The organism is Variovorax sp. 10L421, from assembly GCF_056395365.1.
Genome location: NZ_JBFTJJ010000003.1, coordinates 284,219 through 308,444 on the forward strand (window position 1 = coordinate 284,219; position 24,226 = coordinate 308,444).

At 69.2% G+C, this 24,226-nt stretch carries 26 protein-coding genes; 17 read left to right on the plus strand and 9 right to left on the minus strand.

The window, feature by feature from the left end; translation table 11 throughout:
• The first annotated feature begins 139 nt into the window (after positions 1–139).
• Positions 140–1,045, plus strand: a complete 906-nt coding sequence (locus AC1DFC_RS07615; protein ID WP_007829052.1) for a phosphoribosylaminoimidazolesuccinocarboxamide synthase — start codon at positions 140–142, stop codon at positions 1,043–1,045.
• A gap of 19 nt (positions 1,046–1,064) precedes the next feature.
• Here the strand turns inward: AC1DFC_RS07615 and AC1DFC_RS07620 are convergent, their stop codons facing one another.
• Both AC1DFC_RS07620 and AC1DFC_RS07625 read right to left on the minus strand, forming a co-directional pair.
• Positions 1,065–1,517: an META domain-containing protein gene (locus AC1DFC_RS07620; protein ID WP_007829050.1), complete on the minus strand. Its 453-nt coding sequence runs from the start codon at positions 1,515–1,517 to the stop codon at positions 1,065–1,067.
• A gap of 132 nt (positions 1,518–1,649) precedes the next feature.
• Positions 1,650–2,570 (minus strand): tetratricopeptide repeat protein, encoded by a 921-nt coding sequence (locus tag AC1DFC_RS07625; RefSeq protein ID WP_007829048.1) that lies wholly within the window; start codon positions 2,568–2,570, stop codon positions 1,650–1,652.
• 36 nt (positions 2,571–2,606) lie between these two features.
• Between AC1DFC_RS07625 and purE the strand changes: the two genes are divergently transcribed.
• Genes purE through AC1DFC_RS07640 form a run of 3 tightly spaced genes read left to right on the plus strand, consistent with a single transcriptional unit; the run spans position 2,607 to position 5,355 of the window.
• Positions 2,607–3,158 (plus strand): 5-(carboxyamino)imidazole ribonucleotide mutase, encoded by a 552-nt coding sequence (gene purE, locus AC1DFC_RS07630; protein ID WP_007829046.1) that lies wholly within the window; start codon positions 2,607–2,609, stop codon positions 3,156–3,158.
• Complete coding sequence (locus tag AC1DFC_RS07635) at positions 3,155–4,357, plus strand: 5-(carboxyamino)imidazole ribonucleotide synthase (RefSeq protein WP_007829044.1); 1,203 nt, start codon at positions 3,155–3,157, stop codon at positions 4,355–4,357. Before purE ends, AC1DFC_RS07635 begins: the two co-directional genes overlap by 4 nt.
• Entirely contained in the window at positions 4,354–5,355 is a 1,002-nt protein-coding gene (locus AC1DFC_RS07640; RefSeq protein WP_007829042.1) for an L-threonylcarbamoyladenylate synthase, read from the plus strand. Before AC1DFC_RS07635 ends, AC1DFC_RS07640 begins: the two co-directional genes overlap by 4 nt.
• A gap of 222 nt (positions 5,356–5,577) precedes the next feature.
• Here the strand turns inward: AC1DFC_RS07640 and AC1DFC_RS07645 are convergent, their stop codons facing one another.
• The 3 genes from AC1DFC_RS07645 to AC1DFC_RS07655 all read right to left on the minus strand — a co-directional run bounded on the left by AC1DFC_RS07645 (position 5,578) and on the right by AC1DFC_RS07655 (position 9,327).
• Positions 5,578–7,140 (minus strand): alpha/beta hydrolase family protein, encoded by a 1,563-nt coding sequence (locus AC1DFC_RS07645; protein WP_042672909.1) that lies wholly within the window; start codon positions 7,138–7,140, stop codon positions 5,578–5,580.
• Between the two features lie 170 nt (positions 7,141–7,310).
• Positions 7,311–8,732 carry a D-alanyl-D-alanine carboxypeptidase/D-alanyl-D-alanine endopeptidase gene (gene dacB / locus AC1DFC_RS07650; protein WP_478178915.1) on the minus strand — a complete coding sequence of 474 codons (1,422 nt, stop codon included), beginning with the start codon at positions 8,730–8,732 and terminating at the stop codon, positions 7,311–7,313.
• A 7-nt stretch (positions 8,733–8,739) separates the two neighbouring features.
• On the minus strand, positions 8,740–9,327 hold the full coding sequence (locus AC1DFC_RS07655) for an NUDIX hydrolase (RefSeq protein WP_009124720.1): 588 nt from the start codon (positions 9,325–9,327) through the stop codon (positions 8,740–8,742).
• Positions 9,328–9,406: 79 nt separating this feature from the next.
• Here AC1DFC_RS07655 and AC1DFC_RS07660 point away from each other — a divergent pair, with 79 nt between their 5' ends.
• From AC1DFC_RS07660 to pyrF, 5 genes are all read left to right on the plus strand, one after another.
• On the plus strand, positions 9,407–10,174 hold the full coding sequence (locus AC1DFC_RS07660) for a DeoR/GlpR family DNA-binding transcription regulator (RefSeq protein WP_413314032.1): 768 nt from the start codon (positions 9,407–9,409) through the stop codon (positions 10,172–10,174).
• Between the two features lie 34 nt (positions 10,175–10,208).
• Positions 10,209–10,919 carry a tRNA (adenosine(37)-N6)-threonylcarbamoyltransferase complex dimerization subunit type 1 TsaB gene (gene tsaB / locus AC1DFC_RS07665; RefSeq protein ID WP_009124728.1) on the plus strand — a complete coding sequence of 237 codons (711 nt, stop codon included), beginning with the start codon at positions 10,209–10,211 and terminating at the stop codon, positions 10,917–10,919.
• 4 nt (positions 10,920–10,923) lie between these two features.
• Positions 10,924–11,466: a ribosomal protein S18-alanine N-acetyltransferase gene (rimI, locus tag AC1DFC_RS07670; protein WP_009124740.1), complete on the plus strand. Its 543-nt coding sequence runs from the start codon at positions 10,924–10,926 to the stop codon at positions 11,464–11,466.
• Positions 11,463–12,248 (plus strand): uracil-DNA glycosylase family protein, encoded by a 786-nt coding sequence (locus tag AC1DFC_RS07675; RefSeq protein WP_009124741.1) that lies wholly within the window; start codon positions 11,463–11,465, stop codon positions 12,246–12,248. The genes rimI and AC1DFC_RS07675 overlap by 4 nt, the downstream gene beginning before the upstream one ends.
• 115 nt (positions 12,249–12,363) lie before the next feature.
• Positions 12,364–13,185, plus strand: a complete 822-nt coding sequence (pyrF, locus tag AC1DFC_RS07680) for an orotidine-5'-phosphate decarboxylase (protein ID WP_009124742.1) — start codon at positions 12,364–12,366, stop codon at positions 13,183–13,185.
• A 105-nt stretch (positions 13,186–13,290) separates the two neighbouring features.
• Here the strand turns inward: pyrF and AC1DFC_RS07685 are convergent, their stop codons facing one another.
• Positions 13,291–14,025, minus strand: coding sequence for a helix-turn-helix domain-containing protein (locus AC1DFC_RS07685; protein WP_009124743.1), 735 nt, complete (start codon positions 14,023–14,025; stop codon positions 13,291–13,293).
• Positions 14,026–14,171: 146 nt separating this feature from the next.
• On the opposite strand from AC1DFC_RS07685, the gene AC1DFC_RS07690 reads away from it, so the two are divergent.
• The 7 genes from AC1DFC_RS07690 (at position 14,172) to AC1DFC_RS07720 (ending at position 20,540) form a co-directional block, all read left to right on the plus strand.
• Entirely contained in the window at positions 14,172–15,035 is an 864-nt protein-coding gene (locus tag AC1DFC_RS07690; RefSeq protein ID WP_478178916.1) for a hypothetical protein, read from the plus strand.
• Between the two features lie 14 nt (positions 15,036–15,049).
• The gene (locus AC1DFC_RS07695) at positions 15,050–17,005 is read left to right on the plus strand and encodes an MFS transporter (protein ID WP_413314026.1); all 1,956 of its coding nucleotides are present in this window, start codon (positions 15,050–15,052) and stop codon (positions 17,003–17,005) included.
• A gap of 150 nt (positions 17,006–17,155) precedes the next feature.
• On the plus strand, positions 17,156–17,662 hold the full coding sequence (locus AC1DFC_RS07700; RefSeq protein ID WP_478178917.1) for a YiaA/YiaB family inner membrane protein: 507 nt from the start codon (positions 17,156–17,158) through the stop codon (positions 17,660–17,662).
• 27 nt (positions 17,663–17,689) lie between these two features.
• Positions 17,690–18,148, plus strand: coding sequence for a hypothetical protein (locus AC1DFC_RS07705; RefSeq protein WP_413314025.1), 459 nt, complete (start codon positions 17,690–17,692; stop codon positions 18,146–18,148).
• Positions 18,145–18,936: a DUF2145 domain-containing protein gene (locus AC1DFC_RS07710; protein ID WP_413331897.1), complete on the plus strand. Its 792-nt coding sequence runs from the start codon at positions 18,145–18,147 to the stop codon at positions 18,934–18,936. The genes AC1DFC_RS07705 and AC1DFC_RS07710 overlap by 4 nt, the downstream gene beginning before the upstream one ends.
• Before the next feature lie 18 nt (positions 18,937–18,954).
• Positions 18,955–20,070 (plus strand): K+ transporter, encoded by a 1,116-nt coding sequence (locus AC1DFC_RS07715; protein ID WP_009124758.1) that lies wholly within the window; start codon positions 18,955–18,957, stop codon positions 20,068–20,070.
• A 92-nt stretch (positions 20,071–20,162) separates the two neighbouring features.
• Positions 20,163–20,540, plus strand: coding sequence for a DUF3597 domain-containing protein (locus tag AC1DFC_RS07720; RefSeq protein WP_009124759.1), 378 nt, complete (start codon positions 20,163–20,165; stop codon positions 20,538–20,540).
• Between the two features lie 132 nt (positions 20,541–20,672).
• On the opposite strand, the gene AC1DFC_RS07725 is transcribed toward AC1DFC_RS07720, so the two are convergent.
• Positions 20,673–21,449: an SDR family NAD(P)-dependent oxidoreductase gene (locus tag AC1DFC_RS07725; protein ID WP_009124760.1), complete on the minus strand. Its 777-nt coding sequence runs from the start codon at positions 21,447–21,449 to the stop codon at positions 20,673–20,675.
• Positions 21,450–21,587: 138 nt separating this feature from the next.
• On the opposite strand from AC1DFC_RS07725, the gene AC1DFC_RS07730 reads away from it, so the two are divergent.
• Positions 21,588–21,953 (plus strand): hypothetical protein, encoded by a 366-nt coding sequence (locus AC1DFC_RS07730; RefSeq protein WP_413314022.1) that lies wholly within the window; start codon positions 21,588–21,590, stop codon positions 21,951–21,953.
• A gap of 9 nt (positions 21,954–21,962) precedes the next feature.
• Here AC1DFC_RS07730 and tgt read toward each other — a convergent pair whose 3' ends face one another.
• Together tgt and queA are read right to left on the minus strand one after the other, a co-directional pair.
• A complete protein-coding gene (tgt, locus tag AC1DFC_RS07735; protein ID WP_009124762.1) occupies positions 21,963–23,135 on the minus strand; it encodes a tRNA guanosine(34) transglycosylase Tgt in 1,173 nt (390 codons plus the stop codon).
• 5 nt (positions 23,136–23,140) lie between these two features.
• The gene (gene queA / locus AC1DFC_RS07740; RefSeq protein WP_478178918.1) at positions 23,141–24,184 is read right to left on the minus strand and encodes a tRNA preQ1(34) S-adenosylmethionine ribosyltransferase-isomerase QueA; all 1,044 of its coding nucleotides are present in this window, start codon (positions 24,182–24,184) and stop codon (positions 23,141–23,143) included.
• Positions 24,185–24,226 lie beyond the last annotated feature (42 nt).

A 24,226-nucleotide genomic window follows, 5' to 3' on the forward strand; every position in this document is an offset into this window, starting at 1 on the left:
CCGCTTCGGGCGGTCGTGCGCGGCGGCCCTCCCGAATGATCGGGGGCTTTTTTCGCGATCTGCGGGCCACCGTCGATGGTGGCTTTTTTCTGCGCGCACAATCCGAATTCCGCTATCCCGTTTTCACCGCAACTGCCTCATGACCACCGTCCACACCTCCTCCATCCAGAGCCTGCCCCTGCTTGCGCGCGGCAAGGTGCGCGACAACTACGCCGTCGGCGAAGACCGCATCCTGATGGTCGCGAGCGACCGGCTCAGCGCCTTCGACGTGATCATGGGCGAGCCCATTCCCGGCAAGGGCGAGATCCTTACGCAGATGGCGCTGTGGTGGTTCGACCGGCTCGGCCAGCTGTGTCCCAACCACCTGACCGGTGATGCGCCCGAGAGCGCGGTCACGCCCGACGAGGTGCCGCAGGTCACGGGCCGCTCGATGCTGGTCAAGCGGCTGAAGCCGATCCCGGTCGAGGCCGTGGTGCGCGGCTACCTCGCCGGCAGCGGCTGGAAGGAATACCAGGAGAGCCGCTCGGTCTGCGGCGTGCCGCTGCCCGAAGGCCTGACCAACGCCAGCAAGCTGCCGCGCCCGATCTTCACGCCCGCAGCCAAGGCCGCGGCCGGCGAGCACGACGAGAACATCAGCTACGAGCGCGTGGTCGAGATCGTCGGCCCCAAGCTGGCCCAGCAGATCCGCGAGACCAGCATCGAGATCTACGAAACCGCCGCTCAGATCGCGCTGGCCAAGGGGATGATCATTGCCGACACCAAGTTCGAGTTCGGCCTGGACGAAGCCGGCACGCTGGTGCTGATGGATGAGGTGCTCACGCCCGACAGCTCGCGCTACTGGCCGGTCGAGGGCTACGAGGCCGCGCTGGCCGCCGGCACCAACCCGCCGAGCTACGACAAGCAGTTCGTGCGCGACTGGCTCGAAGCCACCAAGATCAACGGCAAGCCCTGGGACAAGACGCCCCCGGCGCCGCGCCTGCCGGCCGAGGTCATCGAGAAGACGGCGGCCAAGTACCGCGAGGCGCTGGAGCGCCTGACGGGCTGATTCCGGGCTTTTTCTTCTTTCAGCGCCCGCTGGTGCTCAGCGTTGCCACGGCGCGCCCGCTGGCGTTGAGCAGCGCAAGGCGTTCGGGGCCCGCAAGGCTGTAGCTCGCGGTGCTCTGCAGGGCGGAAATGAACTGCGCCTCGTTGGCGCCGCGTGCCGGGTCGGCGCAGGCCATGCGGGTCGAGGCCAGCTGGCCGATCTTCAGGGAGATGCCGCTGCGCGTGAACGTGCCCGAAAGGCGATTGCAGCCGCCCGAGCCGCTGAGGCGTCCGCTGCTGCGGTCGAACTGCACCTGCGCGCCGCTGCCGGGCGCGACGGGCTCGTCGCCCAGCTGAACCAGTTGCCAGGCGGGCCCTTCGATCGGCTCGTCGAGGCTGATGCCGCTCCCGCAGCCGGTCAGGACGGCCAGCAGTGCCGTCGCGGCGAGAACGGGGGGCGCGGTGCGGCGGGCGAGGCGGACGAAGGAACGCATGGCCGGTCTTTCCTTTTCGAATTTGCAACAAGTTGAATCGGGCGTGATCGTATGCGACGAGGCCCCGCTCGCCAATGCCGCCGCGTTCATGGCGAGGCCATGAAAAAAAGCGGCCCGCAGGCCGCTTTCGCATCAGCTCAGCACCACGCTGCTCAGGCGGCGCCGGTAGGTTGCCACCACCGGATCGTCCGGCGGAATCTGCCCGTCGGCCACCTTCACCTTCGGCGGCTCGATCACATCGAGGATCGCGATGTAGGTCTTGCGGGCGAGGTCTTCGCTCCAGGTCTTGTCGCGCATCAGGATGTCGAGCAGCTCGTCCATGGCGTCGGTCCAGCGCTGCGCGGCCATCAGCAGGCGGGCGCGGCCGAAGCGAGCGTCGAAGTCGCGCTTGTTGGCGGCGATCTTCGCCTCGAAATCAGCCATCGCGGGCGCCGTGCCTGCAGGTGGTGCTGCGAAATCGATAGCGTCCATCCAGCGCTGCAGTGCATCGAAGCGGCGCACCAGCGTGGTCTTGGCGATCACCGGCGCAAAGGCCACCTTGGCGTCGTCGTGGCGGCCTTCCTGCAGCAGCAGCTTGATGTAGTCGAAGCGGGCGTCGTCGTTGGCCGGGTCGGTGGCCACGGCGTGCTGCAGTCTTTCGAGGGCGCCCCCGGTGTCGCCTTCGGCCAGAGCTTCCTGCGCGGCGGCTTCCTCCGAGGCGGCCTCGGCTTCGTCGGCGCCCGGCACGTGCTTGTCGAGGAACTCGCGGATCTTCTCGGCCGGGATGGCGCCGACGAAGCCGTCCACCGGCTGGCCGTCCTTGAACATCACGCAGAACGGGATGCTGCGCACGCCGAACATCTCCGACAGCTGCGAAGAAATCTGCGGCACCTTGTCGGCGTCGAGCTTGGCCAGCGTGAAGCGGCCGGCGTACTCGACCTCGAGCTTTTCGAGCACCGGGCCGAGCTGTTTGCAGGGGCCGCACCATTCGGCCCAGATGTCCAGCAGCACCGGCGTGGCGACGGAGCCTTCGATCAGTTCGGCCTGGAAATTTTCGAGAGTGATGTCGATCATCGGAACCAACTGAGGGTGAAACGTAAAATTGAAACCATGAACGAAACCATTCAGGTCGGTGTAGTGATGGGCTCGAACTCCGATTGGGAGACGATGCGCAACGCGGTCGAGATTCTCCAGCAATTCGGAATCGGGCACGAAGCCAAGGTGGTCTCGGCCCACCGGATGCCCGATGCGCTGTTCGCATACGCCGAAAGCGCCGCCGGGCGCGGGCTCACGGCGATCATCGCGGGCGCGGGCGGCGCGGCGCACCTGCCAGGCATGCTGGCCTCGAAAACCACGGTGCCGGTACTCGGCGTGCCGGTGGCCAGCCGCCACCTGCAGGGCGTCGATTCGCTCTACAGCATCGTGCAGATGCCCAAGGGCGTGCCGGTGGCCACCTTCGCCATCGGCAATGCCGGCGCGGCCAACGCGGCGCTGTTCGCGGTGTCGATGCTGGCGGTGAACGATCCGGCGCTGCGCGCGAAGCTCGATGCCTTCCGCACGGCGCAGACCGCCGCCGCCGAGGCCATGACGCTGCCGCCGGCCCCCGCCGCGGAGACGCCCCCCGTTTCTCCTTTCTCGCCGCAAGGCGGAGGTGCCCTGTGAGCCAGAACGGTGACCTGCCCATTCTTCCGGGCGCCACGCTCGGCGTGCTCGGCGGCGGCCAGCTGGGGCGCATGTTCGCCCACGCGGCCCAGCGCATGGGCTACTTCACGGCGGTGCTCGACCCCGACACCGACAGCCCCGCCGGCCGCGTGAGCCACCATCACATCCACACCGACTACGACGACATCGACGGCCTCGCCCGGCTCGCGGGCCTGGCCGACGCGGTGACGACCGAGTTCGAGAACGTGCCGGCGCCCTCGCTGGAGCACCTCGCGGTCGCGCGGCCGGTGTCGCCCGGCGCCTCGGCCATCGCCATCGCGCAGGACCGCATCGCCGAGAAGGCCCATTTCACCCGCTGCGGCGTGCCCTGCGCGCCTTACGCGGCCATCGAGACCGCGGCGCAGCTCGCTGCCGTCGACGACGGCCTGCTGCCCGGCATCCTGAAGACCGCGCGGCTGGGCTACGACGGCAAGGGCCAGCAGCGTGTGAAGACGCGCGCCGAACTGGTCGATGCCTGGCAGGCCACGGGCTGCGTGCCCTGCGTGCTCGAGAAGATGCTGCCACTCGAATTCGAATGCTCGGTCATCCTCGCGCGCAGCCGCGACGGCCAGATCGTGCACTTCCCGCCGCAGCGCAACCTGCACCGCGACGGCATCCTCGCCGTCACCGAGGTGCATCCGCAGAACATGCCGAAGACGGTGGCGCAGGGCGCGGTCAATTCGGCCAAGAGCATCGCCAACGGTTTGGACTACGTCGGCGTGCTGTGCGTCGAGTTCTTCGCGCTGGCCGACGGCTCGCTGGTCGTCAACGAGATGGCACCGCGCCCGCACAACAGCGGCCACTACACGATGGAAGCCTGTGACGTGTCGCAGTTCGAGCTGCAGGTGCGCACGCTCGCCGGCCTGCCGCTGGCCGCGCCGCGCCAGCACAGTCCCGCGATCATGCTGAACCTGCTGGGCGACCTGTGGTTCCCCGCGGGCGATGACAAGGCCGCCAAGCCCGTATCGCCGCGCTGGAGCGAAGTGCTTGCGCTGCCGGGCGTGCATCTGCACCTCTACGGAAAGATCGACCCGCGGCGCGGCCGCAAGATGGGCCACCTCACGCTCACCGGCGCCACGCTCGAAGCCGTGCGCACCACGGCCTCGCAGGCCGCGCAGCTGCTGGGCCTGCCGGCGGTGACCACCGCCGACCTCGCATGATCCTCGACGGCCGCTCCCCCGAAGCCATCGCCGAGGCCACGCGCGTGCTGCGCGCGGGCGGGCTGGTCGCGTTCCCGACCGAGACCGTCTACGGGCTGGGCGCAGACGCGAGCAGCGACATGGCCGTCGCCGGCATCTTCAAGGCCAAGGGGCGGCCCGCCGACCACCCGTTGATCGTCCACGTGGCGGCCGGCATCAAGGGCACCGAGTCGCTGTCGCGCTTCGCCCAGCCGCTGCCGCTTTTCGCGCAGAAGCTCGTGCAGGTCTTCTGGCCCGGCCCGCTCACGTTGATCGTCACGCGCCAGCCCGGCGTGGGCGCGGCGGCGGCGGGCGGACAGGACACCATCGGCCTGCGCTGCCCTTCGCATCCCGTGGCGCAGGCGCTGCTCGAAGCCTGCGCCGAGCAGGGCGTGCCCGGCCTCGCGGGGCCGAGCGCCAACCGCTTCGGCCGCGTCAGCCCGACCACGGCGCAGCATGTGTTCGACGAGTTCGGCGATGCGCTGCTGGTTGTCGACGGTGGCGCGTGCGAGGTCGGCATCGAGTCGACCATCGTCGACTGCAGCCGCGGCGCCCCCGTGCTGCTGCGGCCGGGCGTGATCACGCGCGCGCAGATCGAGGCGGCTTGCGGCGAGAAGCTCGCCGACCGCGAAGTGCTCGAAACACCCGACCCGCGGGCCTCGGGCACGCTGGAGGCTCACTACGCCCCGAATGCCAAGGTGCGCCTGATGGACGCCAAGGCCATCCAGGCCGGCCTCGACGTGCTGGGCGCCAACGCCGCGCACATCGCCGTCTGGTCGCGAGCCCCGATGCGCAGCCGCTCGCAGCGCGTGCTGCTGCGGCGCATGCCCGACGACGCGGCGGCGAGCGCCCAGCTGCTGTTCGCGGTGCTGCGCGAGTTCGATGCGCAGGGTGTCAAGCTGATCTGGGTCGAGTCGCCGCCCGACACGCACGAGTGGGAAGGCGTGCGAGATCGCTTGCAGCGCGCATCTGCGGCCTGATCCAGGCTAACCCCCAGGCTCGCCCACTTCGTGTGGCCGCCAACCCCCTTTGCAGGGGGCAATACCTGCGGCCCGGCAAAGCCGGTTCCGCGAAGGCTTCGAACTCACCCCCAGGCTTCGCGCACTTCGTGTCGCTGCGCCAACCCCCTGCAGGGAGCAATACCTGCGGCCCGGCAAAGCCGGTTCCGCGGTATTCCTGGAAGGGGCCGGCTCTTCCTTTGCTCAGCCGCCGGCGGCCAGCACGCCCTGGAAGAAGCCCCGCGCCGATGCCAGGCAGAACGGCGGCGCCAGCGTGCCGTGGTACGCGAGCATGACCGCCTGCGCCTTGTCGGACGCGCTGCCCGGCGTGTTCTGCGCCAGCAGGTCCTTGGCCTGCGCGAAGCCGGCGCGCGCGGTCGAGTAGGCGTCGATCGCGGCCGAATCCTCCAGGTCCACCACTGCCAGCGCGGCGGCCGGCACGCCCTTGGCGCGGAAGTAGCCCGAGGTGGCGCGGGTGCTGAGGAAATTCACCGTCGGGTCGTTGGCGCCGCCGCACATCAGCATCGGCCGGGTCGGCACCCAGTTGCGCAGGTCGTTGGCGACGGCCGCCTTGCGGAAACCCGTCGCCGGCTTGCAGTCCAGCGGCGAGGTCGTGCTCAGCGACGCCGCCGTGGCCGGCAGTGCGTTGCCGGGGCAGGGCGCGGCCAGGATGTCGCCGGCCGCTTGCGTCAGGAAGCTCTGCTTGATCAGGTTGTTGGCGCCGTAGAAGATCGACAGCGAGGGGCTCACCGGCCCCGGCGTGGCATTCGCCGGGAACAGCGCCAGCTGCGGCAGCTTGCCGCTGGAGAACAGCGTGCCGGGCGTCAGGCTCGGCAGCAGGGTGTCGATGCCGGTGGCGTACTGCGCTTCGTAGATGTCGCTGGTGGCGTTGTAGACGTTGCCGAACTGCTGCTGCCAGCTGGTCGACAGCAGCGGCACGAACAGCGTGGAGCCCAGCGCCGGCCAGCCCAGGTAGGTGTAGTCGGACAACAGGCTGATGGCCGAGGGCGCCGACAGCGGTGCCGAGGCCGTCACCGTCTTGCCCGTCGCCTGCATCTCCCGGTGCGCCGCCATCGCGACATAGCCGCCCTGCGAGTAGCCGGTGATGAACAGCGAGCCGGCGTCGTTCGCGTCGATGCCCGAGAAGGTCTTGCGCGCGGCCGTGAGCGCGTCGACCATGTCCTTGCCCTGCTGGTCGCCGTCGAGGTACGGGTGGTAGGGCAGCGTCGACTTGTCGTAGCCCGCGTAGTTGGGCGCCACCACGATGTAGCCCTGCGCCGCGAACATGGCGGCAATCATCAGGCCCTCGCCTGCGGCCGGCTGCGTGCTGTCGGTCCACTTGGCGAGGTTGTAGGCCTTGGCGGCGGTGGTGCCGTGGGCATAGAGCACCACGGGCCGCTGGCCGCCGCAGCCCACGTCGGTGCCCGTGGGCACCATGATCGCGGCGGTGGCGTTGGTCGCCTCGTTCTTCGCGCCGATGGTGCGGTATTCGAGGTAGCGCACGTCGATGCCGCACTTGGGCGCGCCGGCCACCTGCAGCACCGACCTGCCCTGGTCGCTGGCCTGGAGGTTGGCCTTGAACTGGTCGGCGGTCAGCTTGGCCGTCTGCTCGGGCGGGTTGGTGACCACCGAGCCCCGGCCGGTGTCGGCTACGGGCGGCGGAAAGCCAACGCCGATGCCTACTCCGCCACCATCCCCGCCGCCGCAGGCGGACAGCAGCAGCAAGGTTGCGCTTGCGAGCGCCGTCCAGGCGGCTGTCTTGCGCATCAGGACGAACGAGTGGGGGCGTGGCTTGGTCAAGGCATGTCTCCTGCGTTGGATTTGTACTGAATAGAACGGCCGTCCGATTCTGTGCAGTGCCATGGCCGCGCGCAAGCGGCATTTGCCATCAGAAGATTTCAGTACCTGGCAGGGTCGCGCAGGCCCGCCACCTGCCGTCAGTTGTCCTGCGAGGCCCAGTCGACCAGTGCGTCGAACGCGGCGCGCGCCGCCCCCGCGTTCTCGCCGTTGGCGATGGCCACCAGCACGTAGCGCCGGCCGCTCGCACCGTCCACGTAGCCGGCCACGCCGGAGGCATCGCGCAGCGTGCCCGTCTTCAGGTGGGCCGAGCCGCCCGAGCGCAGCGTGCGCTTCTTCAGCGTGCCGTCCACGCCCATGGCGGGCAGCGAGGACATCAGCTCCGGCATCACCGGCGAACGCCATGCCACCTGCAGCATCTTGCCGAGCGCAGCCGCGCTGATGCGCTCGTCGCGCGACAGGCCCGAGCCGTTCTCGAACACGGGCTGCGCCTCGCCCGTGCCGATGCGCTCGCGCCACCACTGGCCCAGCGCCGCGCGCGAAGCCTCGAAGGTGCCGCGGTTCTTCTGCGTGAGCCCGATCGTGAGGAACAGCTGCTGCGCCATCACGTTGTTGCTGTACTTGTTGATGTCGCGGATCACTTCGGCCAGCGGCGGCGACTCGAACTCGAAGGCCGGCTTCAGCCCCGCCGGCGCGCGCCCTTCGCGCATCTGCCCGCCTACGCGCCCGCCCATCTCGGCCCACATGCCGCCGATGGCCCGCATGGCGTAGGTGCGCGGGTCGCCGTAGGCCACGGCCCAGTTCTTCTCGCCGCAGGCGGCCGGAAAGCCGCCGTTGAAGCGGATGCGGTTCACGTCGCTGAAGTCGGGCCGCAGCGCGGCGCGCCAGTCGCCGCATTCGCCGGGCACGAGCGCCACGGTCGGCGGCATCGCCACGCTCGCGAGCGGGGGCTCGTAGCTCACGCGCGCGATCTGGCCCGCGCGGTCGGGCGCGAAGCTCATGTTGACCGACTTGAAGTTCACGAGCAGCGCATCGGGCGAGGCGTTGTAGGGCCGCAGCGGCTCGCCGTCGAAGGCCGACGGGTCGCCCTCGACCGTGGTCTCGAACGCGCTGCGGTCGATCACGATGTCGCCGCTCACCGTGGTGATGCCCAGCCCCTGCACGTGGCGCAGCAGCAGCCACACGCGCTCCAGCACCAGCTTGGGGTCGCCCTGGCCCTTGATGTACAGGTTGCCGTTGAGCACGCCGTTGTTCACCGTGCCGTCGACATAGACCGGCGTGGTCCAGCTGTAGGCCGCGCCGAGCAGGTCCAGCGCGGCGTAGGTGGTCACCAGCTTCATGATCGACGCCGGATTCACCGGCGCCTGCGTGCGCCAGGCCAGCCGCGGCGGGCGTGTGCCGTCGGCTTCGGCCACCAGCATGGTCACGGATTCGCGCGGCACCTTGGCGCGGGCGAGGGCGGCGTCGACCTGGGTCGGGAGGGCCTGCTGGGCGGATGCGCCGGCCGAGGCCAGCGTTGCGAGGGTCAGTGCGAGGGCGGCGCGGCGGAAGGCAAAAGGCATCCGCCGATTATCCCGGCGGGAACAGGTGCAGCTTCGCGTGGTACAGCAGCATGACCGTCTTGGCGTCGGCGATGCGGCCGTCGGCCACCATGGCCAGCGCCTCGTCGATGCCGAGCTCCAGCACCTCGATGTCCTCGCCCTCTTCCGCCAGCCCGCCGCCTGCGCCGATGCGCATCGAGGACTCGTACGGCGCGACGAAGAAGTGCAGCTTCTCGGTGACCGAGCCCGGGCTCATGAAGCTCTCGAAGATCTTCTGCACCGCGCCGAGGCGGTAGCCGAGCTCTTCCTCGACCTCCGCGCGGATGCGCTCCTCGGGCGCGGCGTTGTCCAGCAGGCCGGCCGCGGCTTCGATCAGCAGGCCGTCGTGGCCGTTGACGAAGGCCGGGTAGCGGAACTGCCGCGTCAGCAGCACGCTGCGCTGCGCGAGGTTGTAGGGCAGCAGCGTGGCGCCGTTGCCGCGGTCGTAGGTCTCGCGGTGCATCCGCTGCCACTGGCCGTCGTTGCGGCGCCAGTCGAAGGCGGTGGTGCGCAGCGTGTACCAGTTGTCGGAAAGGAGGGTGACTTCGTGCACCCGGACGCGGTCTTGGATGGTCATGGCTGCGAGCATACGTGCATATTCGTGCAAAAACAATGAAAAACGTGCAGTCCATCGGCCACGCCGGTACCATCGGGCAATGCTCACCAGCCAGCGCAAGCAACACATCCTTTGGGTCCTGAAGCGCGACGGCAACGTCGTCGCGAAGGCGCTCAGCGACGAACTCGGCCTGTCGGAAGACACCATCCGCCGCGACCTGCGCGAGCTGGCGGCCGAAGGTTTGCTGCAGCGCGTGCACGGCGGTGCGTTGCCGGTCGCGGCGGCCGAAGCCGACTTCGCGCGGCGCCAGCAGCTCGCGCCCGACGAAAAGGTGGCCATCGGCCGCGCGGCCGCGCGCCTCGTGAAGCCGGGGCAGGTGGTGTTCATCGACGGCGGCACCACCGCCGTGCAGCTCGCGCGCCACCTGCCGGCGAGCCTGCAGGCCACCGTGGTCACGCACAGCCCGTCGGTGGCCGTCGAGCTGGTGGCGCATGCCGGCATCGAGGTGGTGCTGATCGGCGGGCGCCTCTTCAAGCATTCGGTGGTGGCGGTCGGCTCGGCGGCAATGGCGGCCATTGCGCGCATCCATGCCGACACGTACTTCATGGGTGTCACCGGCGTGCACGCCGAGGCGGGGCTGACCACGGGCGACCTGGAAGAGGCCGAGATCAAGCGCGCGCTGATGGCGTCGGCGGCCGAGACGGTGGTGCTGGCCTCGTCCGAAAAGATCGGGGCGGCTTCGGCGTGGGTGGTCAACCCGGTGGCCTCGGCCACCAGCCTGCTGGTGTCGCCGGACGTGCCGGCCCGGGCGCTGGCGCCGCTGCGCAAGGCGGGGCTGGCGATTCTGCGCAGCGATAACGGCGCGTGAGCCCGGGAATTGGCCGCCCCTCGATAATCGGCGGATGCCCCTCGCCTTGCCCAAGCTGCTCGCCTTCGACACCAGCACCGAGCACCTGTCGGTGGCCGTGCTGCACGGCGACACGCTGCACGCCCACAACGGCGTGGGCGGCGCGCAAGCATCGACCACCCTGCTGCCGCTGATCCAGCAACTGCTGGGCGAAGCCGGGCTCGCGCTGGGCGAACTCGATGCCATCGTCTTCGGCCGGGGCCCCGGCTCTTTCACCGGCCTGCGCACCGCCTGCTCCGTGGCGCAGGGGCTGGCCTTCGGCGCCAACGTGCCGCTGCTGCCGGTCGACACGCTGCTCGCCGTGGCCGAAGAAGCGCGCCACGCCTTCGGCGCGAAGCAGGTGGTCGCCGTGCTCGATGCGCGCATGGACCAGCTTTACGCCGCGCGCTACGACTTCGAGGCCGACGGCCCGCTTGGCGGAAACGACGAGCCCCTGCTGCTGTCGCCCGAGGCACTTGAAGTGCCCGCCGGCTGGGCGCTCGCCGGCAACGCCTTCGCCGCCTACGGCCCGCGCCTGGCCCCGGCCGCCGCCCGCCACGACGCGCTGCCGAGCGCCACCGCGATGCTGCGGCTCGCCCCCGCGCTGCTCGCGGCCGGGCGCACCGTGCCGGCGGCACAGGCCTGGCCGCTCTATGTTCGCGATAAAGTGGCGCAAACCACCGAAGAGCGCGCCGCCATCAAGGCGGCCGCAGCCGCAGCCCATTGATCGCATGAGTGCCGTCCTCCAGCCCGTCGAAGCCCGCCTCGAACCGCTCACCGTCGAGCGGATCGATGCCGTCTGCGCGGTCGAGCAGACGGCCTACAGCCATCCGTGGACGCGCGCCAACTTCACCGACTCCATGGCCGTGGGCTACCACTGCCAGTGCCTGCTGGCGCCCGGCATGGCACCCGGCGTGAGCTCGCCGCTCACCCAACTGGGCGAGACGCTGATCGGCTACTTCGTCGCCATGAAGGGCGTCGATGAAGTGCACCTGCTGAACATCACCGTGGCGCCGGCCTTCCAGCGCCAGGGCTGGGCGCCGCTCATGCTCGAGGCATTGGGCGGCTGGTCGCGGGCCGAGGGCGCGCAGTGGCTCTGGCTCGAAGTGCGCCGCAGCAACCAGCGCGCTCTCGACATCTACCTGCGCAACGGTTTTCGCAGCGTCGGCGTACGCAAGGGCTACTACCCGGCGCACGACGGCAAGCGCGAGGACGCGGTCGTCATGAGCCTGCGCTTGAATGAAACAGGCAGCGCCTGGGGAGCCTTGCGATGAGCGCGGTGCAGACATTGAAGCTCGACGCCCGCCAGCGCGCGATGCTCGACGAGATGGGCGTGAAGGTCTGGTGGCCGGTGCCCGAGGCCGCCGAGGCGGCGCCTGGAACGGCTTCCGCAGCAGCCACCGAAGAGGTGGCGGCGGTCGTCCGCGAGCGCGTGCAGGCTGAAATGCCGGTGGCCGCACCGCCGCCGCCCGCGGCCCGGTCCGTCGCGGCACCCGTGCCGCCCCCCGCACCGGTCGTTCGCCCGGCCGCTGCGCCACTGTCCGGAGGCGCCGCCGTGCTGGTAGAGGCGCCCTGCCGTCTCTATGCCGACGCCGGCGCCGAATCGACGCAGGGCGGCTGGCTGGTCGTGGCCGACATGCCGCCCGAGGCCGACGGCCGCCACGGCGAACCCTTTGCGGGCGACGCCGGCCGCCTGCTCGACAACATGCTGCGTGCGCTGAAGCTGCACGACGGCAAGACCCCCGTGCACCTCATGCGCACCCACCGCGGCGTGGCCGCCGGCCAGCCCGGCAGCCCGCGCGCCATGGACGAGGCCTTCGACGAGCATGCCGCGGCGCTCGCACCGCGCATCGTGCTGGCAATGGGCCCGCTGGCCGCGCAAAGCCTGATGCGCAGCGGCGACCCGCTGGGCAAGCTGCGCGGCCGTGCCGTGCCGCTGGCTTCCGCCGGCGGCGCATCGGTGGTGGCGACCTACCACCCCGCCTACCTGCTGCGCAATCCCGCCGACAAGGCACGCGCCTGGGCCGACCTCTGCCTGGCCGCTGAACAGGGTTGACCCGCTTCGCCAGCCCCTTGCAGGGGCAACACCAGCGGCCCCGGGAAAACCGGTTCCGCGGTGTTTCACGCTCGAACCGGGGGCGTGTTTCCTGGCATCCTTAAAATCGGACCCCATGACTTTCCTCGACAAGCTGGCCGCCGCACAGCAAAAAAACGGTTCCTTGCTCTGCGTGGGGCTCGATCCGGAGCCGGCCAAGTTCCCGGGGCATCTCAAGGGCGACGCCAGCCGCATCTATGACTTCTGCGCCCGCATCGTCGACGCGACGGCCGACCTGGTCATCGCCTTCAAGCCGCAGATCGCCTACTTCGCGGCGCACCGCGCCGAAGCCCAGCTCGAGCAGCTGATGGAGCACATGCGCCGCAATGCGCCCCACGTGCCCGTGATCCTCGACGCCAAGCGCGGCGACATCGGCTCCACCGCCGAGCAGTACGCCCTGGAGGCCTTCGAGCGCTACGGCGCCGATGCGGTGACGCTGTCGCCCTTCATGGGCTTCGACTCGGTGGCGCCGTATCTCAAGCACGAGGGCAAGGGCGCGTTCCTGCTGTGCCGCACCAGCAACCCCGGCGGTTCCGACCTGCAGGGCCAGCGGCTGGCGGATGTCGAGGGGCAGCCCTTCCTGTACGAACACGTTGCTCGCCTGGCGCAAGGCCCGTGGAACCTCAACGGCCAACTCGGACTGGTGGTAGGCGCGACCTACCCGGCGGAAATCGAGCGTGTGCGCGAACTCGCGCCAACCGTGCCGCTGCTGATTCCGGGCGTCGGCGCCCAGGGCGGCGATGCGGTCGCCACCGTGCGCGCCGGCTGGCGCGCCGATGCGCCGATCATCGTGAACTCGTCGCGGGCGATCATCTACGCGTCGTCGGGCGATGACTTCGCCGATGCGGCGAAGAGCGCCGCGCGCACGATGCGCGACACGCTCGAAGCCGCCAAGTAAGGCTCGCCCCCAGGCCGCGCACTTCGTGTCGCTTCGCCAACCCCCTACCGGGGGCAACACCTGAGGCCCGGCAAAGCCGGTTCCTCGGTGTTCCTGGATTGAGCCTCAGGCTCGGCGGAGGCGGGTAAAGGCTTCGAACTCCCAGTTCCGCATCCCCAGCAGCAGCGTGTAGCCCTCGCGGTCCTTGGCGGCCAGCTTCTGGTCGGTCTGGTGCTGCTGGGCGAAGTCCTGCGCCACGCGCTGCAGGCGTTCCAGGAAGGCCGGCGCCAGCGAGCGGCTGATCTGGCCGTGCACCAGCAGCAGGCCCTCGGCCGGGCCGTCGAAGCCGCCCTTGTAGTAGTCGAGCACCACGTTCTCGCGGAAGAACTCCATCACTGGGCCATGCGGCCGCCAGCGGAAGGTCTTGGCGAGCTTCAGGCGATACCGGTTGAGCGGGCGCAGCTCGATGATGCCGATGCGGTCCAGCTGGGCCAGGAAGCCGATGCATTCGGCCTCGCTCACGCGGTAGGCGGCCACGATCTGCTCCAGCGTCCACTGGCTCAGCACGCTGATGGCCACCAGCAGCAGCTTCTTGTCCCTGACCACGGCCTTTTCCTGCTCGTGCGTCAGCTCCTTCAGCAGCGGCTGGGCGTCGGCCACGCGGCGCGCCAGTTCGGCGAAGTCGATCTTCAGCGCGCGGCAGATGGCGTCCACGCGCGACAACGGCATGTCGCTCTTGGCCAGCATCCGCTTGACGCTGGATTCGGCCATGTCGAGCGACCGCGCCAGGTCGGCGTAGGTCATGCGGGCGCTCTTGAGTTCGTTCTTGAGGGCTTGGACGAGATCGACGGTGGTGCTCATGGCCCGGAAGCGTACACGGGCGCCTGCAAGTATCAATTGGAGATACCGGTAGGAGTGAATTAGTGCCTCGTATCGATTCTCGATGCCTGTGGAGCGGCCCGCGCCTAAATTTGCGGCCCGTACCGACCCACCCACCGAGGACCGCCATGCTCCTGTCTCTTGCCAGCCGACTCAGCCGCCGCGAACGCGGATTGCTTTTCACTTTCGCGCTGCTCACTCTGGTCGCCTTCTTCGGCCCCGCGCTGCCCGCCGCCGAGGTTGCCATCGCTTCGGTGTTCGCCGACAACCGCGCCTGGCACGGACTGCCCAACGCCATGGACGTGCTGAGCAACATCCCCTTCGTCGTGATCGGCCTGTGGGGCCTGTACCGGCTCAACCGCATCGACCGCTCGCACCAGGAGGCGCTGTCGCAGTTCCCGCTGGCCCCGCCCGCCAGCGATCCGCCGGACAACACGCTCGACTGCGCCTGGCTCTTCTTCGCCGGCCTGATCGCCACCGCCGCGGGCTCGGCCTTCTTCCACCTCGTGCCCGACGCCCCCCGGCTCGCCGCGGACCGCGCCGGCATGGCGGTGGCCTTCGCCGGGCTGATCGGCGTGGCGGTCTGCGAGCGGGTGAGCCAGCGCGCCGGCTGGCCCGCCGCCTGGTTCGTGCTGACGGCCGGCCTGCTCTCGGCCGAGGTGTTCCAGGAAACCGGCAACGTCATGCCCTGGGCGCTGGTGCAGTTCGGCGGCATGGCGCTGGTGGTGACGCTGGCGCTGGCCACGCCGATGCGCAAGTCGGTCGGGCTGAAGCTGGGCTGGGTCATCTTCTTCTACGTGCTGGCCAAGGCTTTCGAACTGGCCGACCACCAGATTTATGAATTCACGCGGCACACGGTTTCGGGCCATACGCTGAAGCATCTGACGGCCTCGCTCGCCGGGCTGCCCGTGGTGCTCGCGCTCCACAAGCTCGAAATGCGCTGGGAAGCCGCACTACGGCACAATCCGGGCGCCGCCGCCGTGGCCGCCTGAGGAGCACTCTTCGAATGACAAATCCCGCCGCTGCCGCAGCCACACCCGTGGCCCACGAAGCGAACGCCCACGCCAACCAGTTCGCCCTCCTCAAGCAGCGGCGCTTCGCGCCTTTCTTCTGGACCCAGTTCGCGGGTGCGGCGAACGACAACCTGTTCAAGTTCGCCTTCACCGTCATGGTGACCTACCAGCTGCAGCTGGGCTGGATGCCGCCGGCCATGGCGGGGCTGGTGATCGGCGCGCTGTTCATCCTGCCGTTCCTGCTGTTCTCTGCCACGGCCGGCCAGCTCACCGACAAGTTCGACAAGACGAAGATGATCCGCTTCGTCAAGAACCTCGAGATTGCGATCATGGTGCTCGCGGCCTGGGGCTTCGTGCGGGCCGACGCGGTGGTGTTGCTGGGCTGCGTGTTCCTCATGGGCCTGCACTCCACGCTGTTCGGGCCGGTCAAGTTCGCCTACCTGCCGCAGGTGCTCGACGCGCGCGAACTCACGGGCGGCAATGGCATGGTCGAGATGGGCACCTTCGTCGCCATCCTGCTCGGGCAGGTGGCGGGCGGGCTGCTGGTGGCGGTGCCGCAGATCGGCCACATGAGCGTGGCCGTGGGTTGCGTGCTGCTGGCGCTGGTCGGCCGGGGCGTGGCGCAGGCCATACCCAAGGCGCCGGCCACCGACCCGGGGCTGGTCATCAATTGGAACCCGATCAGCGAAACCTGGCGCAACCTCAAGCTCGCGAACCAGAACGTGGTGGTGTTCCGCTCGCTGCTGGGCATCTCGTGGATGTGGTTCTTCGGGGCGGTGTTCCTGAGCCAGTTCCCGAGCTTCGCGAAGGAAGTGCTGCACGGCGACGAGCAGGTGGCCTCGCTGCTGCTGGTGGTGTTCTCGGTGGGCATCGGCGTCGGCTCGCTGCTGTGCGAGACGCTGAGCCGCCGGCAGGTGGAAATCGGCCTGGTGCCGCTGGGCGCCATCGGCATGAGCGTGTTCGCCGTCGACCTTTACTTTGCGTCGCGCGGCCTGCCGGCCGTGCCCGAGATGGGCATCGGCGCCTTCGTGCGCCAGGGCGCCCACTGGCGCGTGATGGCCGACCTGGCGCTGCTGTCGCTGTTCGCGGGCCTCTACAGCGTGCCGATGTACGCGCTGATCCAGCTGCGCAGCCAGCCCACGCACCGCGCGCGCATCATCGCGGCGAACAACATCCTCAATGCCCTGTTCATGATCGGCAGCTCGGTCATCGCGGGCGCGCTGCTGGGCGCGGGCTTCACCATTCCGCAGATCTTTTTGTTCACCGGCATCGCCAACGCGGTGGTGGCGTTCTACATCTTCATGCTGGTGCCCGAGTACCTGCTGCGCTTCGTGGCCTGGGTGCTGTCGCGCTTCGTCTACCGCTTCGACATCAAGGGCGAGTCGCACATTCCCACCGAGGGCGCGGCCGTGCTGGTGTGCAACCACGTGAGCTTCATAGACGCGGTGCTGCTGATGGCGGCAAGCCCGCGGCCGATCCGCTTCATCATGGACCACCGCATCTTCAAGGTGCCGGTGCTGGGCTGGCTGTTCAAGCTGGCCAAGGCCATTCCGATCGCGCCGCAGAAGGAAGACCCCGCGGCCTACGAAGCGGCTTTTGCCAAGGCGATCGGCGTGCTGCGCGAGGGCGATCTGCTCGCGATCTTCCCCGAGGGCGCGATCACGCGCGACGGCGAGCTGCAGCCGTTCAAGGGCGGCGTGATGAAGATCCTTGAAGGCGCGCGCGCCCAGGGCATCGAGCCGCCGGTGATCCCGATGGCGCTGACCAATCTCTGGGGCTCGTACTTCAGCCGCATCGAACTGCGCGGCGGCGAGCGCGTGGCCATGGCCAAGCCGTTTCGCCGCGGCTTCTTCAGCCGCGTGGGGCTTAACGTCGGCGGTCCAGTGCCGCCGGTGGAAGTGCAGCCCGAGTCGCTGCGCCAGCGTGTGAGCGCCCTGCTGGCCGCTTGAGGCGCGGCTCCTTTCCGGCGCGCAAGGCGCCGGAAAGTATCGACTGCAGATACCGGCGGCGCTGAAAACCGCAACTGGTGCAAGCATTCAAGCCCCGCGGTGCGGGAGCGAACCATCATTCGCCCACCTTCACTACGCCGCGAGGCACACATGCAACCCCTCTCATCGACCACGACCGTCTTCATCCAGCGCGACACGCGGGCCTGGCAGTTCCAGGCCTGGGCTTCGTTCGCGATCGCCGTCTTCCTGTGCGCCACCGGCCTGAGCTGGCTGCCGGGGGAGGCGCTGGACCGGGCGTTCATGGTGATGGGCTACGTGTTCTGCCTGAGCACCGCCTTCATGCTGGCCAAGTTCGTGCGCGACAGCCAGCAGGCCGCCGAGCGCGGCGCCGATGCGGGCCGTGACGTGCCGATGTGGAAGCTGGTCGTCTGGGGCAGCTTCTTCACCGCGATGGGCCTGACCGGCTGGGGCCTCGTGCGCATGGAGATCAACGAGGCCTACAAGGCCTTCCTGGGCGTGAGCTGGCTGTTCCTGATCAGCTCGGCCTTCACGCTGGCCAAGACGCTGCGCGACCGCCATGAAGCCGACATGGCCGAAGCCCGCCTGCAGGGCCGCCGCATGGCCCGTGCCGAAGCTGCTGCTTCTGCTGCCGAATAACCCGCGTCCGATCAACGAAAGCCCATCATGAAAAAGTCGATTGCCGCCGTTCTCGTCGCCGCCTGCACCGCCTTCGCGGGCATCTCGGCTCCCCTGCGTGCCCAGGCGCAGAGCGACGCCTCGGTCGCCCTCTCGCTGATGCCTGTGGCATCGGTGGTGGTCGCCGCCTCTGCGGTGGGGGCCTCGGCCACCGCGGCGGTCGCCGTGCCTGCCGCGCTGTCTGTGGGCGGCTCGACGCTCACCGTGATCGCGGTCGAAGCCTCTGCCGACGGCACGGTGTACCTGCTCGAACGCGCTTCGGACGGCGCGCGCGCCAGCATCAAGGTCGCGGGCCGCGCGGCTGACGGCGTGTCGAAAGCCGTGGGCACCAGCGTCCTCGTCAGCGTGATCGGCACCGGCGTGGTGCTGTCGGCCGCCGGCGAGGTGCTGGCCTTCGTGCCCAACGCCATCGGCCGCGCGCTGCTCCACAACGAGAGGTTGTCGTGAACCGGGCACTGCCGCTGCTGCTCGGGCTTGCGGTCTTGCTGCCGATGCAGGCGCAGGCCGGCCGCTCGTGCGGGCAGGTCAAGCCTGCGCCTGAAGTGATCGTCAAGGGCATGCAACTGGCCGAGCGCACCTCGCAGGCGCTCGACGCCAGCGGCGCGCGCGTCGTGATCCTGGCGCGCGCGGGGCAGGACCTGAGCAAGTACGGCCTGCGCTACTCGCACCTGGGCATCGCCTACAAGACGGATGCCGGCCCGTGGCGCGTGGTGCACAAGCTCAACCAGTGCGGGACCGCAGTGGCCGCCGTCTACCGCCAGGGGCTCGGCGAGTTCTTTCTCGACGACCCGTGGCGCTACGAGGCCGCCTGGGCCGTGCCCACGCCGCAGGTGCAGGCGCAGCTGCTGGCCGCGCTGAACGAACCGCCCGCGCGCATCGTGCGGCTGCACACCGCGCCCTACAGCATCGTGAGTTACGCCTGGGGCCAGAAGTACCAGCAGTCGAACCAGTGGGCCGTCGAGACGCTGGCCGCCGCCATGGAGCCCGCCACCATCGGCAGCCGCGCGCAGGCGCAGGCCTGGTTGCAGTTCAAAGGCTACGAGCCGACCGTGCTGAAGCTCGGCCCGCTCACCCGGCTGGGCGGGCGCGTAGGCTCGGCCAACGTGGCCTTCGACGACCATCCGAACGACAAGCGCTTCTCGGATCGCATCGAGACCGTGACGGTCGATTCTGTGTTCGCATGGTTGCCGCGTGCCGGGCTCGGCGCGGCGCCGGTGACCTTGAAGCTTCAATAAGAACGTGGAGAAAACAACATGAGCAAATCCTTGCGCCTTTCCGAAAAATGGTTCCGCCGCGGCCTCTGGCTGGTGGCGCTGGTGTTCGCGAGCTTCCTCATCGGGCTCGGCAGCACCGTCGTGAGCGACCTGCCCCAGGTCGAGCGCGTGCGCGGCATCGACGACTTCATCGACAAGCCGGCGGCCGAGCCGCTGCGCGCCACCGTCAAGGCCTCGGAAGCCGCCGAGCTGCAGGCCGCGCGCGACCTCGACCAGATCCGCCTGCAGCTCAACGCCGCGCAGCAGGCCAGCGCCAATGCGCGCGAGACCTTCGGCAACTGGATCTCCACGCGGCGCGCCACCGCGCAGCCCGATCAGGACACCGAGCTCATCGCGCGCACCAAGGCGCTCGACGCCTTCAAGCAGAAGGAGGAGGAGCTGCAGCGCAAGGTCAACGCCCAGCAGAAGATCGCGCTCGACGCGCGCCAGGCCGAGCAGCGCGCCTCCGAAGCGCTGTCGGTGCTGGAGCGCGACGCGCAGCTCAAGCTCGACGCCGAGTACCGCCGCATCGAACTGCGCGTATTCGCCTACCGGCTGGCGCTCACGCTGCCGCTGCTCGTCGTGGCCGGCTGGCTCTTCGTGAAGAAGCGCAAGAGCACCTGGTGGCCGTTCGTGTGGGGCTTCATCTTCTTCGCGCTGTTCGCCTTCTTCGTCGAGCTGGTGCCCTACCTGCCGAGCTACGGCGGCTATGTGCGCTACGTGGTGGGCATCCTGCTCACCGTGCTGGTGGGTCGCTACGCGATCATCGCGCTCAACCGCTACCTGGCGCGCCAGAAACTCGCCGAGCAGCAGCCCGACCAGGTGCGCCGCGAGGAGCTGAGCTACGACGTCGCCCTGGCGCGCCTGGGCAAGAGCGTATGCCCCGGCTGCGAACGGCCGGTCGACCTGAAGAACAACGAGATCGACTTCTGCCCGCACTGCGGCATCGGCCTGTTCGACCACTGCGGCCAGTGCGAGACGCGCAAGAGCGCGTTCTCCAAGTTCTGCCATGCCTGCGGAACCTCGGCGGGCGCGCAGACGCAGTCGCCGCACACACCTGTGACCGGCACTGCGCAATCGGTCACGCCGGGTGCCCCGGTTCTGCCGGCCACGTAGCGGAACCGCCGCACGGGCGTGCTACAACCCCAGGGCTGCGGCACGCAACGCCGTGCCGCGGGTTTTCCCATTCACATTGACGGAGTACACCCATGAGCATTTTCGGCAAGATTTTTTCCAAGATTTTTCCGTCGGCCAACGCCGCTGAAGTCGTCGCCGCACCGCCGGCGGCTGCACCGGGCGCGCCGGCCGCTGCCGCACCGCCGCCTGCGATCCCGCTGGGCGACGTGCCCGCCGTCCTGGACGCGATGCCTGGTGCCGCCGGCCTGAACTGGCGCACCTCGATCGTCGACCTGCTCAAGTTGCTGGGCCTGGACAGCAGCCTCGCCGCGCGCAAGGAACTGGCCAGCGAAATTCTCTACAGCGATGGCGAGCCGGGTTCGGCCGAATGGAACATCGGCCTGCACAAGCAGGTGATGAGCCGCATCGCCGCCAATGGCGGCACGCTGCCAGCCGAACTGCGCGACTAAGAAGATCGGTACCCGGGAATTTTCTTTTTCCAGAAACACCGCGGAACCGGCTTCGCCGGGCCGCAGGTGTTGCCCCCGGTAGGGGGTTGGCGAAGCGACACGAAGTGCGCGTAGCCTGGGGGCGAGCCTGTTTCAGGTCCAGCCCGCATCCACCACGTAGTCCTGTGCGGTGCACATGCGCGAATCGTCGGCCGCGAGGAACAGCGCCATTGCCGCGATGTCTTCCGCCATCACGCGGCCCGGCAGGCACTGGGCCGCATCGATCTCCGCGCCCGATTCGGGCTTCACCCACAACTTGATCTGCCGTTCGGTCATCACCCAGCCCGGCACGATCGAATTCACGCGGATGTTCTGCTTGCCCAGGTCGCGCGCCAGCGAACGCGTGAGGCCGCGCGCCGCCGCCTTGCAGGCCTGGTACACCGGATAGCCCCGGCCCTTGATCATCCAGCTGATCGAGCCGAAGTTGATGATCGATCCGCCGCCCAGCGCACGCATGTCGTCCGCCACTGCCTGCGCGGCAAAGAACTGGTGCTTGAAGTTGACGGCCACGAGGCGGTCGAAGTCCTCGCTGGTCACGTCGGCCATCTCGTGGCGGCGGTCGTTGGCTGCGTTGTTCAGCAGCACGGCGATCGGGCCGAAGCGTTGGCGCACCGCGTCGATGGTGGCGCCGAGCGCGGCCGTGTCGGTCACGTCGCAGGCCTGGAACAGCGCAGGGTGCTCGCCTTGCAGCTGCGCCGCGAGCGCGTTGCCGGCGGCGGTGTCGAGGTCGCAGAAGCCGACCTTCGCGCCCTGTGCGTGAAAGGCCCGCACCAGCGATTCGCCGATGCCGCTGGCGCCGCCGGAAATGAACACGGTGCGCCCGGCCAGCGACGGATAGCGGGCGGTGTAGGGAGAAGATGCGTTGGTCATGGGAATGCGGCAACAGCAGTGGAAACGGAAGGCAAGCGTAGCGGATGAGCGGGCCCCCGGGCGAGCCCGGGGTTGCCGGTCGGCGTATGGCTTCCGGCGAATGGGCAGCGCCGACGGGCGTGGCTACGCTCCTGCCCCATGACGAACACCTTTCCCCGCCGCGCCGTCCTGGCGCTCGCGCTTCTTCCCGCCGCCCTGGCGGTGCGTTCCGTGCGCGCACAGGCGCCGGCGCCCGTGCAGCTCTTCAAGGTGGTCTCGCCGCGCGACGAGGTGATCGTGGGCGCCGACGCGGCGCTGCTCGGCGCGGGCTCCGGCCCCGCCGTGGAGCGGCTGGCCGCGCAGCTGGCCGCCAAGGGCCAGCTCACGCTGTGGCAGTACGCCTCGCACAAGGACTCGGGCGGCGCGCTGGTGCAGGCGCCGCTCAGGCAGATCGTGGTCTTCAAGAACGAGGCGCTGCGTATCGAGCCCTACGCCACCCCGCTGCCCATCCAGGCCCCGAAGTAAGAAGAGGCCTCAGACGCCTCGTGCCCGCTCCGACTTGAAGCGCGCGCGGAACTCGGTGAACGAGCCCGCGTCGAGCGACGCGCGGATCTCGCGCATCAGGTTCAGGTAGTAGTGCAGGTTGTGGATGGTCGTGAGCATCGGCCCGAGCATTTCGCCGCAGCGGTCGAGGTGATGCAGGTAGGCGCGGCTGAAGCCCTCGCGTCCGCCGTCGTTCCACGAAACGCCCGAGGTGCCGGCGCACGCATGGCAGGTGCAGCTGGGGTCGATGGGCTGCGGATCGCTCTTGTGGCGTGCGTTGCGCATCTTCAGGTCGCCGAAGCGCGTGAACAGCGTGCCGTTGCGCGCATTGCGCGTGGGCATCACGCAGTCGAACATGTCCACGCCATCGGCCACGCCCTGCACCAGGTCCTCGGGCGTGCCCACGCCCATCAGGTAGCGCGGCTTGTTCGCGGGCAGCCGGTGCGGCGTGTGGCCCATGATGTGCAGCATCTCTTCCTTGGGCTCGCCCACGCTCACGCCGCCGATGGCGTAGCCCGGGAAGTCCATGTCGACCAGCGCGGCGAGCGACTCCTCGCGCAGGTTCTCGAACATGCCGCCCTGCACGATGCCGAACAGCGCGTTCGGGTTCTCCAGCCGTGCGAATTCGCTCTGGCAGCGCCTGGCCCAGCGCAGGCTCAGCTCCATCGAGATGCGCGCCTCGGCCTCCGTCGTGATATGGCCCTTGGTGTCATAGGGCGTGCACTCGTCGAACTGCATCACGATGTCGCTGTTCAGGATGGTCTGGATCTGCATCGAGACCTCGGGCGTGAGGAACAGCTTGTCGCCGTTGACGGGCGAGGCGAACTTCACGCCTTCCTCGCTGATCTTGCGCATCGCGCCCAGCGACCACACCTGGAAGCCGCCCGAGTCGGTGAGGATGGGCTTGTCCCACTTCTCGAACTGGTGCAGCCCGCCGAAGTTCGCCATCACGTCCAGGCCGGGGCGCATCCACAGGTGGAAGGTGTTGCCCAGGATGATCTGCGCGCCCATCTCCTCGAGGCTGCGCGGCATCACGCCCTTGACGGTGCCGTAGGTGCCCACGGGCATGAAGATCGGCGTCTGCACCTTGCCGTGGTTGAGCGTGAGCGTGGCGCGGCGCGCGTGGCTGTCGGGGTCGGTCTTGAGGAGTTCGAAGTTCAGCATGTCGTTCAGTCCGTTTGTCGCGCGAGCAGCATGGCGTCGCCATAGCTGAAGAAGCGGTAGCCGTTGGCGATGGCATGGGCATACAGCGCCATCACGTGCTCGTAGCTCGCGAAGGCCGAGACCAGCATCATCAGCGTGCTCTTCGGCAAGTGGAAGTTCGTCACCAGCAAGTCGACGTGTTCGAACACGAAGCCCGGCGTGATGAAGATGCGCGTGTCGCCCGTGGCTTCGCCGCTCCTGGCCCACGATTCGAGCGTGCGCACCGTGGTCGTGCCGACCGCAACGACACGGCCGCCGCGTGCCTTGCATTCGGCAATCGCGCGCTGCGTGGCCTCGGGCACCTCATAACGCTCGGCGTGCATCGTGTGTTCGGCGATGTTCTCGGTCTTCACCGGCTGGAAGGTGCCGGCGCCCACGTGCAGCGTGACGCTGGCGCGCTGCACGCCGTGCGCATCGAGCTCGGCCAGCAATGCCTCGTCGAAATGCAGTGCGGCGGTGGGCGCGGCCACCGCGCCGGGCACGCGTGCGAACACGGTCTGGTAGCGGCTCTCGTCGTCGGCCGAATCGGTGTGCGTGATGTAGGGCGGCAGCGGCACGTGGCCGCAGCGGGCCATCAGCGCGTACGGGTCTTCGCCCGCGTCGCTCTCGAAGCCGAAGCGGAACAGCGCGCCGTCTTCGTCCGGCCAGCGGCCCAGCAGCGTGGCGCGAAAGCCGCCGACCATCTCGAGCGTGGTGCCCACGGGCGGCTTCTTGCTGACCTTCATGTGGGCGACCACCTCGTGGCCCTGCAGCACGCGCTCGACCAGCAGCTCGAGCTTGCCGCCGGTCGGCTTCTCGCCGAACAGGCGCGCCTTGACCACGCGCGTGTCGTTGAAGACGAGCAGGTCGCCCGCGCGCAGCAGCGAAGGCAGGTGTTTGAAGATGCGGTCGACTGGCGCGGGCCCCGTGCCGTCGAGCAGGCGGGAGGCGGTGCGTTCGGTGGCCGGGTGTTGCGCCACCAGCTCGGGCGGCAAGGCGAAATCGAAATCGGAAAGCGTGAAGGCGCGCATGGTGCTTGAGGGCCGGACGGGCCCGTGCCAAGGAGGCATGGG

Bases quoted from the DNA above. Each gene is read 5' to 3' on its own strand.
- AC1DFC_RS07720 (WP_009124759.1), top strand. From the start codon at position 20,163: ATGAGCATTTTCGGCAAGATTTTTTCCAAGATTTTTCCGTCGGCCAAC.
- AC1DFC_RS07660 (WP_413314032.1), top strand. From the start codon at position 9,407: ATGCTCACCAGCCAGCGCAAGCAACACATCCTTTGGGTCCTGAAGCGC.
- AC1DFC_RS07640 (WP_007829042.1), top strand. From the start codon at position 4,354: ATGATCCTCGACGGCCGCTCCCCCGAAGCCATCGCCGAGGCCACGCGC.
- AC1DFC_RS07655 (WP_009124720.1), bottom strand. From the start codon at position 9,327: ATGACCATCCAAGACCGCGTCCGGGTGCACGAAGTCACCCTCCTTTCC.
- queA (WP_478178918.1), bottom strand. From the start codon at position 24,184: ATGCGCGCCTTCACGCTTTCCGATTTCGATTTCGCCTTGCCGCCCGAG.
- AC1DFC_RS07685 (WP_009124743.1), bottom strand. From the start codon at position 14,025: ATGAGCACCACCGTCGATCTCGTCCAAGCCCTCAAGAACGAACTCAAG.
- AC1DFC_RS07620 (WP_007829050.1), bottom strand. From the start codon at position 1,517: ATGCGTTCCTTCGTCCGCCTCGCCCGCCGCACCGCGCCCCCCGTTCTC.
- AC1DFC_RS07625 (WP_007829048.1), bottom strand. From the start codon at position 2,570: ATGATCGACATCACTCTCGAAAATTTCCAGGCCGAACTGATCGAAGGC.
- AC1DFC_RS07675 (WP_009124741.1), top strand. From the start codon at position 11,463: ATGAGCGCGGTGCAGACATTGAAGCTCGACGCCCGCCAGCGCGCGATG.
- AC1DFC_RS07715 (WP_009124758.1), top strand. From the start codon at position 18,955: ATGAGCAAATCCTTGCGCCTTTCCGAAAAATGGTTCCGCCGCGGCCTC.
- AC1DFC_RS07695 (WP_413314026.1), top strand. From the start codon at position 15,050: ATGACAAATCCCGCCGCTGCCGCAGCCACACCCGTGGCCCACGAAGCG.
- AC1DFC_RS07645 (WP_042672909.1), bottom strand. From the start codon at position 7,140: ATGCGCAAGACAGCCGCCTGGACGGCGCTCGCAAGCGCAACCTTGCTG.
- AC1DFC_RS07705 (WP_413314025.1), top strand. From the start codon at position 17,690: ATGAAAAAGTCGATTGCCGCCGTTCTCGTCGCCGCCTGCACCGCCTTC.
- pyrF (WP_009124742.1), top strand. From the start codon at position 12,364: ATGACTTTCCTCGACAAGCTGGCCGCCGCACAGCAAAAAAACGGTTCC.
- AC1DFC_RS07730 (WP_413314022.1), top strand. From the start codon at position 21,588: ATGACGAACACCTTTCCCCGCCGCGCCGTCCTGGCGCTCGCGCTTCTT.
- AC1DFC_RS07700 (WP_478178917.1), top strand. From the start codon at position 17,156: ATGCAACCCCTCTCATCGACCACGACCGTCTTCATCCAGCGCGACACG.
- tsaB (WP_009124728.1), top strand. From the start codon at position 10,209: ATGCCCCTCGCCTTGCCCAAGCTGCTCGCCTTCGACACCAGCACCGAG.
- rimI (WP_009124740.1), top strand. From the start codon at position 10,924: ATGAGTGCCGTCCTCCAGCCCGTCGAAGCCCGCCTCGAACCGCTCACC.
- AC1DFC_RS07615 (WP_007829052.1), top strand. From the start codon at position 140: ATGACCACCGTCCACACCTCCTCCATCCAGAGCCTGCCCCTGCTTGCG.
- dacB (WP_478178915.1), bottom strand. From the start codon at position 8,732: ATGCCTTTTGCCTTCCGCCGCGCCGCCCTCGCACTGACCCTCGCAACG.
- tgt (WP_009124762.1), bottom strand. From the start codon at position 23,135: ATGCTGAACTTCGAACTCCTCAAGACCGACCCCGACAGCCACGCGCGC.
- AC1DFC_RS07725 (WP_009124760.1), bottom strand. From the start codon at position 21,449: ATGACCAACGCATCTTCTCCCTACACCGCCCGCTATCCGTCGCTGGCC.
- AC1DFC_RS07690 (WP_478178916.1), top strand. From the start codon at position 14,172: ATGCTCCTGTCTCTTGCCAGCCGACTCAGCCGCCGCGAACGCGGATTG.
- purE (WP_007829046.1), top strand. From the start codon at position 2,607: ATGAACGAAACCATTCAGGTCGGTGTAGTGATGGGCTCGAACTCCGAT.